The sequence below is a fragment of the Xanthomonas sp. SHU 166 genome (genome assembly GCF_000364685.1).
Taxonomy (GTDB): Bacteria; Pseudomonadota; Gammaproteobacteria; order Xanthomonadales; family Xanthomonadaceae; genus Xanthomonas_A; species Xanthomonas_A sontii.
Map to the genome: position 1 here is coordinate 1 of NZ_AQOJ01000172.1, position 11,725 is coordinate 11,725.

The following is an 11,725-nucleotide window of genomic DNA, read 5'->3' on the forward strand; positions in this document are numbered from 1 at the left end:
GTCTTTCCCGATCTGGCCGCGCCGGTGCGGGCGCGGATGCTGGCCAACCAGCTCAGCGAGCCGGCCGCGCGGCTGCTGGTGGAACGCGGCGTGCGCGCGGTGGACGGCGGCTACGTGTGGCGCAGCGACCGCCGGCTGACCCTGCCCACCGCGATCCGCCCGACCGAGCCGCAGATGCAGGCGCTGCTGGCCGGCATCGAGTGCCCGACCGCGGTGGTGTTCGCCGATCCGGCGCAGGACATCCTGCCCGAGTCGCTGCGCCTGACGCGCGCGGCGTGCCTGCGCGACGGCCGCGTGCACACGCTGCCCGGCACCCACCACCTGCACATGGAACAACCGGCGGCGGTGGCCGCGTTGCTGCACGGCTTCCTCTGACGCAGACGCGGCGCTGACCGCGTCGCCATGCGTCTGCGCCGCCGCGACCATCGCATCCGGGCATCGCGCACGCACACTGCGACGCAGTGGGCGCCGGTGCTGCGCAGGCCGCCGCAATTGTTCCTTTCGCGGCGTCACAGTTCGACATGTTGTCGCCGTGCCGTCGCGGTTCGGAAAACTTCGGCGCACAGCGTAGCGCGCACCTTTCGCCCTGACGCCGCGCCTCCATGATCCGCCTCCTTCGCCGCTACCGGGTCGGCCCACGCCTGACCTTCGCCTTCGCTGCCCTGCTGTTGATCTGCGGCGCCCTGATCGTGGCCAGCCTCGCGTCGATGGCGCTGGCGCGCCAGCAGCTCGACGACATCGCCCTGGACAAGATGGAGAAGATCCGCCTGTCCAACGCCATGGTCGCGGCGCAGGCGCGGCTGGAGATCGGCCTGCTCAACGACGTCATCCTGACCAACCCCGACGAGAAGCAGGCGGTGGTGCGCGCGATCGGCCAGGCCCAGCGCGACTACGCGCAGGCACGGCGCAAGCTGTTCGCGCTGCGCCTGGACCCGGCCGACCGCACCGGCGCGCAGCTGCGCGCGGCGATCGACAAGGCCTATGTGCAGGTGCAGCCGTTCCAGTCGCAGGTGCTGGCGATGGCCGCCGACAACCAGAACCTGGATGCGCAGACCCTGCACCTGTACACCTTGCAGCCGCTGCTGGCGCAGTGGCAGCAGGCGATCCAGCGCAACGCCGCGCACCTGCGTACGCTCAGCGACGGCTCCTATGCGCAGGCGGTGACCACCATGGCCCGCGCGCGCTGGCTGCTGCTGCTCGGCGGCGGCCTGTTGCTGGCGGTCAGTGCGTGGCTGGGCTGGTGCATCACCCAGAGCCTGGTGCGGCCGCTGCGCGAAGGCACTCGCGTCGCCGCGGCGATCGCCGCCGGCCAACTCGACGCGGTGCTGCCGGCACAGGGCAACGACGAGGCCGCCGAGCTGCTGCGCAGCATGCAGACCATGCAGACCCAACTGCGCGCGGTGCTGGCCGAGCAGCGGCGGATGGCGCAACGGCATGCCGACGGCGCCATCGCCTGCCGCGGCGATGCGGCCGCCTTCCCGGGCGACTACGGCCAATTGCTGCGCGACGCCAATGCGCTGGTCGACCTGCACGTGGGCACCGCGCAGTCGATGGTGGCGCTGATGCGGCGCTACGCCATCGGTGATCTCAGCGAGGACATGCCGCGCCTGCCCGGCGAGCAGGCCGCGATCTCCGAGGCGATGGATGCGATCAAGGCCAACCTCGGCACGCTCAGCCGCGACATCTGGCATCTGGCCGAGGCCGCCGCGGCCGGCGACTTCAGCGCGCGTGCCGATCTCGGCGCGCACCAGCACGATTTCCGCATCATGCTCGAGAGCCTCAACCAACTGATGGCGACGGTGGACGGCAACCTGGGCGAGTTGTCCGGGCTGTTGCGCGCCATCGCCAGCGGCGACCTCGGCGTGCGCATGCATGGAGACTTCCATGGCGTGTTCGCCGACATGCGCGACGATGCCAACGCCAGCGCCGACCAGCTCGCGGCGATCGTGGCCGGCATCCAGCACGCGGCCGCAGCGATCGATGCCGAGGCCGGCGCCATCGCCGGCGGCCACCAGGACCTGTCGCAGCGCAGCGCCGAACAGGCCGGCACGCTGGAGCGCACCGCCCGTGCGGCGGCGCGCCTGACCGACACCGTGCGCCAGAACGCCACCCATGCGCACCATGCCAACCAGCTGGCCGACGCCGCGGCGACCGTGGCCGGCCAGGGCGGTGCTTCGATCGATGCGGCGGTCGGTGCGATGCAGGGCGTGGAAGCGGCCTCGCGCAAGATCGGCGAGATCATCGCGGTGATCGACGGCATTGCCTTCCAGACCAACATCCTGGCGCTCAATGCCGCGGTGGAGGCCGCGCGTGCCGGCGAGCAGGGCCGCGGCTTCGCGGTGGTCGCCAGCGAGGTGCGCGCGCTGGCGCAGCGCTCGGCCGATGCGGCCAAGGAGATCAAGCGCCTGATCGAGGCCTCGGTGGACCAGGTCGCGGTGGCCTCGGCGCAGGTGCACGACGCCGGCCGCACCATGGGGCGCGTGCTGGCCTCGGTGGACGAGGTCAATGCACTCATGGCGGGCATTGCGGCGGCCTCGCAGGAGCAGGCCGCCGGCATCGACGAAGTCGGACAGGCGATGGCGCAGATGGACCGCAGCACCCAGCAGAACCTGGCGTTGGTGGAGCAGGCCACGGCCGCATCGCGCGCCTTGGAGCAGCAGGCCGGCAGTCTGAGCGAGGCGGTGGCGGTGTTCCGGCTGGCCGACGCGGCACCGTCGGTCCCGCCGGCGGAGCAGGCGTTGCCGGTGCTGGCGATCCAGCCTGCGCCAGCCGGCTTCGACTATGCGCGCAGCGCCTGATGCGGAAGCGTTCCCTTGAGCGGCGCGCCGCGGGCAGTGCGGTTGACGACCGCGACGGCGTCGATCGCCAGGCCGGACGCACCCACGTCAGGGGCATGCGGACAGGCCTGTAGGTGTGTTCCCTACACACCCATCGTGAAGCTTGTGTGTAGAAAAATTTTCGCTTAAGTTGCGCCCACGCCTGCCGTCAACAGGCGTAGACGCGATACGTCCTGTGTACGCGGCTCGATCCCGGCGTCCTGACATGCCGGCGTAGTGCCGCACGGACCGTACCGCCTCGCTGGCGCCGGAGGTCGCGCCTGATTCGCGGTAGGCGGGAGGAGAGGGGGCCTGCCGGGCGCTGCATGGAGTTCTGCTTCCGCAGCGCTGGGCCAACACACCGCGATGCGACCGCATCGGCGTGCCCACCCGCCTGCTCATTCCCCCTTGTTCGCATCCCTGTTTGCGCCATGTCGTGCCGCAGCGCAGCATGCGTGCCCGATTCGCCGCTCGACCGCAGCCTCGCCGCAGCCGTCGATCGCGCCACGATGTTCGGTGTTCAGCCGCGGTCCGGGCGCACCCGCCGCAGCGTCTTCGAGCGCTTCGACGAACGTGCTCTCGCCCAAGCCGATCTGTCTGATGCAGCCTGTCCTTCAGGAGCGGCTTCCGCCGAGTGTTTCCCACCGTTCGTGGATGGGCCCTTCAGTCGCGATCCGGCCGCAGCAGCCAGCGCAGATGGGCCTTGAGCTGGCGACCGTGCTGGTGGAACCAGGTGCGCTCGGCGCGCCAGTCGGGGAAGCGCGCTTCCACTTCGTGCCAGAACGCCGGCGAATGATTGGCCTGGATCAGGTGGCAGAGTTCGTGCACCAGCACGTACTCGAACGCCGAGGGGCGTCCCAGCACCAGCGCCAGATCCAGCGCCATGCTGCCGTCGGGCGCCAGCGAGCCCCACTGCGAGGACATGACCTTGTAGCGCACCGCACGCGGGGCGCGCGGCAGCGACGGCAGGTACTGCGGCAGCCAGCGGCCGACGTCGGCGCGGGCCTGGGCTTCGTAGAAATCGCGCAGCGCGCGGCGCAGCGCTGCGTCGCCGCCGCGTGGCGGCAGGTGCAGGTGGGCCACGCCGTCGGCGACCTCGATGCGCGCGTAGCGGGCGTCGTGCCAGGCCACCGGCAGCGACTGCCCGCGCAGCGGCAGTTCCCCGGCCTCACCCGGGCGCAGCGGCGTCAGCGTCTCGGCGGCGACATAGCGCGACAGTTGCTGCGCTAGCCACTGCCGGTTCTCCAGCAGGAAGCGCTCGCCGGCGACCAGGCTCGCCCGCAGCGGCAGGGTCAGGCGGGCGCCGCGTTCGTCCACGCTGAGCTTGATGCGCCGCGCGCGCGGGTCGCGCACGCGCAGCACCTCGACCTCGCGCTCGTCCAGGCGGAAGCGGACGAGGTCGCGTTCGACGGCCGCCGGGGGCGGCGCGATCAGGCGACGGAGCAGATCGGGCATGGGCACAGCATACCGCCGGCACGGGTGCGCACGGTGACAGCCGCGTGCACCCGCTTGCGCCGCGGCATCAGTCGGCCTTGCTCAGCTTCAGCGCCGCTTCCAGCAACAGGAACAGGCGCCGCACTTCGGCGCTCATCAGCGCGAAGCGCGCGTCCAGTTCGGCGCGCACGCCGTCCTGGTCGGCATGCTCGAGCTGGTCCAGCGCACCGTCGAGGAACTTCAGCTTGCGGATCACCAGATCGTCGCCGAGCACGAAGGACACGTGGTCGTCGAGCACCAGCGCCAGCTTGGTGACCTGCTTGCCGGCTTCCAGGTGCTTGTCGATCTCGTCGCAGCGCAGCTCCTGGTGCTGGCACTTGACCACCGCGCCGCCTTCGATCGGATCCTTCATCTCGCATTCTTCGCCCAGGCTCAGGCCTTCGGGCAGCGGCTCGCCGGCGATCCAGCCGGTGAGGATCGAGCGCGGCGCCACTTCGGCGTTGAGCGGCAGCGCCGGGAAGCTGCCGAGCAGGCCGCGGATCTCCGACATCACGTTCTCGCCGGTCTTGCGGCTGGAGGTGTCCACGGCGACGTAGCCGTGCTGCAGGTCGAGCATGGCGTCGGTGCGCGAGGATTTGACGAAGGCACGCGGCAGCAGCTCGTGGATCAGGTCGTCCTTGAGCCGCTTGCGCGCGCGGCCGCCGGGGCGCCGGCCTTCCTTCTCCTCGATCTCGGCGACCTTGCGCGCGAGCAGGTCGTTGACCACCGAGCCGGGCAGGATCTTGTCCTCGCCGCCGACGGTCAGCCACAGGAAGTCGGCGATGCGGTGCGACAGCGCTTCCTGCTCGTCGCGGCCGAACGGGGAGATGAAGCCGCGCGAACTCATTTCCAGCGGGCCGACCGACTTGAGCAGGGCCTCCGGCAGGAGCGTTTCGACCTCGGAGAAATCGAGCGTGGTAGGGAAGCGGAACAGGGTCAGATTGCGAAAGAACATCGAGCATCCAGCGGAAGGAAACGGAACGGTCCGGCGGCATGCGCCGGGGAGCGGCGGCCATTGTCGCATCGCGCTCGCCCCGGCACCGCATCGGGCGGTTCAGCGAGATGGATCAGCCCGGCGGGTCGTCCGCCCAGGCACCGGCCGGCGCCATGGCGGCGCCGCCGAGCGCGGCGAAGTCGAACAGCGCGCGGTCGGCCAGTTGCGCCGGATGCACGTTGCCCAGCGCGCGGGCGATCTGCTCCACGCGCCCCGGATGCTCCCGGTCCCACTGCTGCAGCAGTTGCCCGACCTGGCGGCGCTGCAGCGTCTCCTGGCTGCCGCACAGCGTGCAGGGGATCAGCGGGAAGGCCTGTGCCTGCGCGTAGGCGGCGATATCGTCCTCGCGCACGTAGGCCAGCGGCCGGATCACCACGTGGCGGCCATCGTCGCTGCGCAGCACCGGCGCCATCGCCGCCAGCTTGGCGTGGAAGAACAGGTTCATGAAGAACGTGGCGACGATGTCGTCGCGGTGGTGGCCCAGCGCGATCTTGGTGACGCCGTTCTCCGTCGCGTAGCGGTACAGCGCGCCGCGGCGCAGCCGCGAGCACAGCGAACACAGGGTCTTGCCTTCCGGCACCACCCGGGTGACCACCGAATAGGTGTCCTGCTCGATCACATGCCAGGGCACGCCACGCTGGCGCAGGTAGGCCGGCAGCACGTCGGCGGGAAAGCCCGGCTGCTTCTGGTCCAGGTTCACCGCCACCAGCTCGAACGGTACCGGCGCCTTGCGCTGCAGCTGCAGCAGGATGTCCAGCAGTGTGTAGCTGTCCTTGCCGCCGGACAGGCACACCATCACCTTGTCGCCGGCACCGATCATGCCGAAATCGGCGATGGCCTGGCCCACCTGCCGGCACAGGCGCTTGCCCAACGCCACGGCGTTGCGGGCGGCAGGCGGTGTGGGATCGGCGAGCGGGTGCAGCGGCGGCAGGGGCAGGGGCGAGGTCATCGGCGGTAGTGTAGTCGGCGCGGCTGGCGCGGCACCGCGCGGTCGGCGTTGCCGGTCATTCCAGTTCCGCCACCTCGACCGTCCCGAACGTGCTGGTCAGGCGGGCGATGACGGTGCCGAGGCAGCGCAGTCCCTCGCTGGTGTTCGCGCAAAAGGACAGGCCGTCTGCGGTGCACCAGAACACTGCGTCCGGCATCGGTCGTGCCAGCGCGGCGGCGCCGGCATCGCGCGCGTCCGCATCTTCCACGCCCGGCAGCTGGCCGATGGCTTGCCGTGTCTTTGCTGGATCGGCGTCGGCAAACGTCAGGCGATACTCATATCCCATGTGCTGCTCCGATTCGGGGTCTTGGGTCAGCGTACCGCCGCGGAGCCGCGCGCGGCTCCGCGCCTCCGCTACACCGGACGGAAACGCGGCCCGCGGCCCACAAACATCCACACCGACGACAGCGTTATGGCGTCGTCCCCTGGTCCGTCGCAACGGAGATGGATGTGTGCGTCATCAGCGCAAACAGTTCGGCCACCCGCTGCTCGGAGATCCCTTCACGCTGTTCGACTGCGAGCGGGTGCGCGGTCGGCTCCAGTTCGATCCATGGGCGAATGCCGTCGTTGCGCAGATGGACCTGCGTCTTGAGACCGGCGGTCTCCGGATACGGCGACAGGCGTGTGTTCAGCCAGCCGAAGAACGGCCCCACATGCGCACGCTGCGGCTGATCGAAACAGTGGACCCACTGCAGGTAGCTGGCTTCGCTGAGCGAGACCCACACGCCCCAGGAAAACGGTTCGGCGTGGCCATGCACGGGGATCTCGATGCAGCCGCGGGCGAAGAAGTGAGCCTCGTCGATCACACAATCGTCCGAGCCCAGCTCGCAGCGGGTGGCCCGCTGCGCCTCCGGAATCAGCGCATAGCTCAGCGGCGCCGCCACGCTGAAGCCGGGCATGCCTTCGTGGACCTGATCGCAGGCGCTGCAGGTGAAGCGGAACGTCATGGTTGGGGTCGAGGCGGCAAGAAGGCTGGCCAGTGTAGCCGCCTGCGGCATCGCCAGCCTCGGCGCGCGGCAGGCATCCGGCGCCCCTGTTTTTGTCGTCATGCCGTGCCGGGACCGGCCCGCTACACTCGCCACTGGTCACCGACGCAAGGTCGCCCCATGTTCAAGAACCTCATCCCCAAGATCTTCTACGCGCGCATGCAGGACGGGCTGGATTTCTTCGTCGGCGGCCTGGGATTCCAGGTGCTGTACCAGGACGCCACGATGGCGGTGATCGCACGCGACGGCGCCAAGGCCTATCTGGTGGAGAACGCCGAGTGGGCGGCGAAGGACCGGCCGGAACTGGGCATCGAAACCGACAGCATCGACACGATCTATGCGGAGTTGTCCGCACGTGCGCCGCAGTGGCTGCATCCGAATTGCCGTACCGTCGCGCTCAAGCCCTGGGGCGCACGCGAGTTCGCGATGCTGGACCCGACCACGGTCTGCGTGGTGTTTCGCGAGTGGCCGGCGCAGGAGTGAGCGACGGCGAGCCTGGGCGAGCTGTGGATGGGCATGCGCAAGAAACAGGATCTGCCGGAAAAGCCCTGCCTGCATTGCGGCCGGCCGTTCCGCTGGCGCAAGAAGTGGGAGAAGGTCTGGGACGAGGTGAAGTATTGTTCCGACCGCTGCCGTGGCGAGCGCAAGCGCGTGCGCGCGCCGGAGGCGCCGTGAGCTGCCGGGCCGTGCGCTGGCCCACCGCATGCCCGTGGGCGTGCCGCCCTGCATGAGTCCGGTGCCCTCCACCGCCCACACCCTGCGCCTGGTACTCGGCGACCAGCTCGATCCCGAGCACGCCTGGTTCGACGTGCGCGATCCCGGCGTGGTGTATGTGCTGATGGAAGTGCGGCAGGAGACCGACTACGTCCTGCACCATGCGCAGAAGATCCTGGCCGTTTTCGCCGCGATGCGCGACTTCGCCCGGCACCTGCGCAGCGCCGGCCACCGCGTGCGCTACGTGGCGATCGACGATGCCAGCAATCGCCAGTCCATCCCCGCCAATCTCGAGGCGCTGATGGCGCACTACAGTGCGCAGCGCTTGCAGTACCAGGATCCGGACGAATGGCGCCTGGATCAGCAACTGCGGCAGTGGGGCGCGGCGCAGGCCTTCGTCGTCGAGGCGGTGGACAGCACGCACTTCTACACGCGCCGCGGCGAACTGGCGGATTTTTTCCGCGGGCGCCCGCAATGGTTGATGGAGCACTTCTACCGGCACATGCGCAAGCGCCACCGCATCCTGCTGGCAGCGGACGGCACGCCCGAGGGCGGGCAGTGGAACTACGACCACGACAATCGCCAGCCCTGGCATGGCGAGCCGCCGCCACCGCCCGATGCGCGCCCGACCCACGATCACCGCGCGCTGTGGGCCAGCATCCAGGCCGCCGGCGCGGACAGTTTCGGTCAGCCGCAGGCAGAGGCGGTGCGCTGGCCATTGAACCGGGCCGAGGCGCTGGTCTGCCTCGATCGGTTCATCGCCGATGCCCTGCCGCATTTCGGCCGTTACGAGGATGCGATGAGCACGCGCAGTCCGCGCCTGTTCCATTCGCAGCTTTCCTTCGCCCTCAACACCAAGATGCTGCGGCCGCAGGAACTGGTGCAGCGCGCGCTGGCGGCCTATGGCGCCGGCACCGCGCCACTGCCGGCGGTGGAGGGCTTCGTGCGGCAGATCCTCGGCTGGCGCGAGTACGTGCGCGGCATCTACTGGGCGCACATGCCGGGCTATGAAGCGCGCAACGCGCTCGGCCACGACGCGCCGCTGCCGGCCTGGTTCTGGACCGGCGACACGCACATGCGCTGTCTGCACCACGCCATCGGCCAATCGCTGCAGGACGCGTACGCGCACCATATCCAGCGGCTGATGGTCATCGGCAACTTCGCCCTGCTCGCCGGCCTGGATCCGGCTGCCGTGCATCGCTGGTACCTGGGCGTCTACATCGACGCGTTCGAATGGGTCGAACTGCCCAACACCGTCGGCATGAGCCAGTTCGCCGACGGCGGCCTGCTCGCGACCAAGCCCTACGTCAGCAGCGCGGCCTACATCGACCGCATGAGCGACTACTGCCAGGGCTGCCGCTACGACCGCAAGCAGAAGACCGGCGCGCGTGCCTGTCCCTACAACGCGCTGTACTGGGACTTCTTCGCTCGGCACCAGGACACGCTGGGGCGCAATCGCCGCCTGGACATGGTCTACCGCCAGCTCGGCAAGCTGCCGGCCACGCAACTGCAGGCCCTGCGCGCGCAGGCGCAGCAGTTGCGCGAACGTCTGGACACGCTGTAGCGGGGGCCAGGCGCCTCGCGCGCATCCGCAGCGGCCGGATGCGATGCGGGAACGTGCCCTGCGACGCACCCAAAGCGTGCCGCGCGCCGCGCATCGACACGCTGTCGCATGCCCGGCGCACGCAATCGTGCGAACTGCTACCTGCGTTCTGGCCGATCGACACGCGCTCAAGCACCCTATGCCGCCGGTCGGCGCAGGCCGCCGGTTGCACTCGAGGTGTCAGCGACGTGGATGACGGTCGGATGACTGCCGCGCGTCGTGTTGTTCCCCCGCAACCCTATCGAGCATGATCATGACCACGACGTTCTCCCTCACCACCAGCGCACGCGCGCTGGGTGTCCTCGCTCTCATGACCGCCGCCACGGCGATCGCCGCCGTCCCCGCGGCGCCGCAATGCAGCGTGCCGCAGGCCTGGGCGCTGCCGACCGCGACCACCGTGGTCGGCAACGGCACGCAGGCCAGTTGCACCGCCAGTGCGCTGGCCACCGCTGCGGCGCAGGGCGGCTACATCACCTTCAACTGCGGCAGCAAGCCGACCAGCATCGCCGTCGCCCATTCGATCACCATCGCGGCGACGACGCCCACCGTGATCGACGGCCAGGGCAAGATCACCCTGGACGGCCGCCAGTCCGCCCGGATCCTGCTGGTCAATGCCGGCAGCGCGCTGTCGGTGCGCAACCTGAAACTGCAGAACGGCAGCTCCGTGCAGCCGGCATCGAATCAGGCCTACGACCCGGGCACCTGGGGCGGCGGCGCGATCAAGGTCGGCTACCGCGGCAAGCTGGAAGTCATCAACAGCCAGTTCCTGGCCAACCGCAGCAGCATCGGTGGCGGCGCGATCTTCGCCGGCAGCGATGCCGAGGTGACCATCGTCCGCAGCGGCTTCTACAAGAACAGCTCCTGGCTCGGCGGCGCGCTGTACACCCAGCTCAGCCGGCTCACCATCGTCGGCTCGGAATTCGCCAACAACCAGGCGATCAATGCGCCGCAGGGCTTCCCCGACGCCGGCAACTTCGGTGGCGGCGGGGCGATCGACACCGACGGCGCATCGCTGGCCGGCTATCTCAAGGGCGGCGTCGGCAGCGGCGGCATGCTGGCGGTGTGCGGCACCGTGGTCCGCAACAACGTCGCCGCCAACGGCTCCGGCGGCGCCACGTTGTGGGCGTACGCGCCGGACACCATCGACGTGAAGTACTCCACCTTCGCCAACAACGTCGCCACCGGCGGTCCGGGCGGCGGCGCGCGCATCAGCATGGGCTTCACCGACACCTCGCATGCCGGCACCGCCATCACCACGCCGGGCACCATCAACGTCGCCGAAACCAGCTTCCTGTCCAACAAGGCCCAACAGGGCAACGCCGGCGCGCTGTACCTGGATTGCTACGGCGCCTGCGACGTCAGCAACAGCACTTTCTACGGCAACTACGCGAAAGGCGTGGGCGCGGCCATCCAGCACGTCGGCTGGCAGCCGGCCAACGGCGACCAGGGCAGCCCCAGCGTGCGCTTCAACAACGTCACCTTCGCCGAAAACACGCCGTGGGTGACCCTGTTCGGCGACAGGTTCGACCTCCGCAACAGCATCCTGTACTCCAAGACCGAGCGCGTGTTCTGCAACAACCAGAGCAACACCGGCAACAACCTGATCGAATACTCGGCAAAGGGCGCGGTGTGGCCGAATGCCTGCCTGGCCGCGGGCACCGTGAAAGCGGCCGATCCGCTGCTGTCGGCCCCGGCCAGCAACGGCGGGCCGACGCTCACCCAGCTGCCCGCGGCCAACAGCCCGGCGTTGAATGCAGGCAGCGGCTGCGCCGCCATCGACCAGCGCGGCAATCCCCGCAACACCGCGGTGTGCGATCTCGGCGCGGTGGAGGTCAAGTAGGTCGATCGGCCTTCGTTCGCTGCACGAAAGCGTGCGGTCGCGCCGGCCTGGCCGGTGCGGCCGCGCGTATTGATTCGATCGTCAGCAACGCGACTGGATGACCCTGCTACAGTGCGAGCGGCATGCGCCGAAGACCGCAGGAGCGACCGTGAAGGAATCCGACGCCTACGTGTCCGACGAGATCCGCAAATGGGTCTGGTCCGGGTTCTACTCCCAGGACGAGATCCAGGAGATGATCGAGGACATCCTGGAAGACGACTGCGACGAGGCGATGTTGCGCGCCTCGGTCGCCAGCCAGTGGCAGGGCAAGC

11 protein-coding genes are annotated in these 11,725 nt (G+C 69.6%); 6 read left to right on the forward strand and 5 right to left on the reverse strand.

Annotated features, from left to right (window positions below):
* Positions 1–375: alpha/beta hydrolase (locus D180_RS06275; protein WP_017912115.1), on the forward strand; the 375-nt coding region annotated here is incomplete at its 5' end.
* A 227-nt stretch (positions 376–602) separates the two neighbouring features.
* Entirely contained in the window at positions 603–2,798 is a 2,196-nt protein-coding gene (locus D180_RS06280) for a methyl-accepting chemotaxis protein (RefSeq protein ID WP_017912116.1), read from the forward strand.
* A gap of 681 nt (positions 2,799–3,479) precedes the next feature.
* Here the strand turns inward: D180_RS06280 and D180_RS06285 are convergent.
* From D180_RS06285 to D180_RS06305, 5 genes are all read right to left on the reverse strand, one after another.
* Positions 3,480–4,271, reverse strand: a complete 792-nt coding sequence (locus D180_RS06285) for a SprT family zinc-dependent metalloprotease (protein ID WP_017912118.1) — start codon at positions 4,269–4,271, stop codon at positions 3,480–3,482.
* A gap of 67 nt (positions 4,272–4,338) precedes the next feature.
* Positions 4,339–5,244 carry a recombination-associated protein RdgC gene (locus D180_RS06290; RefSeq protein ID WP_017912119.1) on the reverse strand — a complete coding sequence of 302 codons (906 nt, stop codon included), beginning with the start codon at positions 5,242–5,244 and terminating at the stop codon, positions 4,339–4,341.
* A 112-nt stretch (positions 5,245–5,356) separates the two neighbouring features.
* On the reverse strand, positions 5,357–6,232 hold the full coding sequence (gene ttcA, locus D180_RS06295; protein WP_017912120.1) for a tRNA 2-thiocytidine(32) synthetase TtcA: 876 nt from the start codon (positions 6,230–6,232) through the stop codon (positions 5,357–5,359).
* 55 nt (positions 6,233–6,287) lie between these two features.
* Positions 6,288–6,668, reverse strand: a complete 381-nt coding sequence (locus D180_RS24465; protein WP_232760358.1) for a hypothetical protein — start codon at positions 6,666–6,668, stop codon at positions 6,288–6,290.
* A 13-nt stretch (positions 6,669–6,681) separates the two neighbouring features.
* Positions 6,682–7,269 (reverse strand): DUF2199 domain-containing protein, encoded by a 588-nt coding sequence (locus D180_RS06305; RefSeq protein WP_232760360.1) that lies wholly within the window; start codon positions 7,267–7,269, stop codon positions 6,682–6,684.
* A gap of 108 nt (positions 7,270–7,377) precedes the next feature.
* On the opposite strand from D180_RS06305, the gene D180_RS06310 reads away from it, so the two are divergent.
* From D180_RS06310 to D180_RS06320, 4 genes are all read left to right on the forward strand, one after another.
* On the forward strand, positions 7,378–7,740 hold the full coding sequence (locus D180_RS06310; RefSeq protein ID WP_017907949.1) for a hypothetical protein: 363 nt from the start codon (positions 7,378–7,380) through the stop codon (positions 7,738–7,740).
* 27 nt (positions 7,741–7,767) lie between these two features.
* Positions 7,768–7,932 (forward strand): DUF2256 domain-containing protein, encoded by a 165-nt coding sequence (locus D180_RS22885; RefSeq protein WP_081616418.1) that lies wholly within the window; start codon positions 7,768–7,770, stop codon positions 7,930–7,932.
* Between the two features lie 52 nt (positions 7,933–7,984).
* Positions 7,985–9,535: a cryptochrome/photolyase family protein gene (locus D180_RS06315; RefSeq protein ID WP_017912124.1), complete on the forward strand. Its 1,551-nt coding sequence runs from the start codon at positions 7,985–7,987 to the stop codon at positions 9,533–9,535.
* A 286-nt stretch (positions 9,536–9,821) separates the two neighbouring features.
* Positions 9,822–11,414 (forward strand): choice-of-anchor Q domain-containing protein, encoded by a 1,593-nt coding sequence (locus tag D180_RS06320; RefSeq protein WP_017912125.1) that lies wholly within the window; start codon positions 9,822–9,824, stop codon positions 11,412–11,414.
* Positions 11,415–11,725 lie beyond the last annotated feature (311 nt).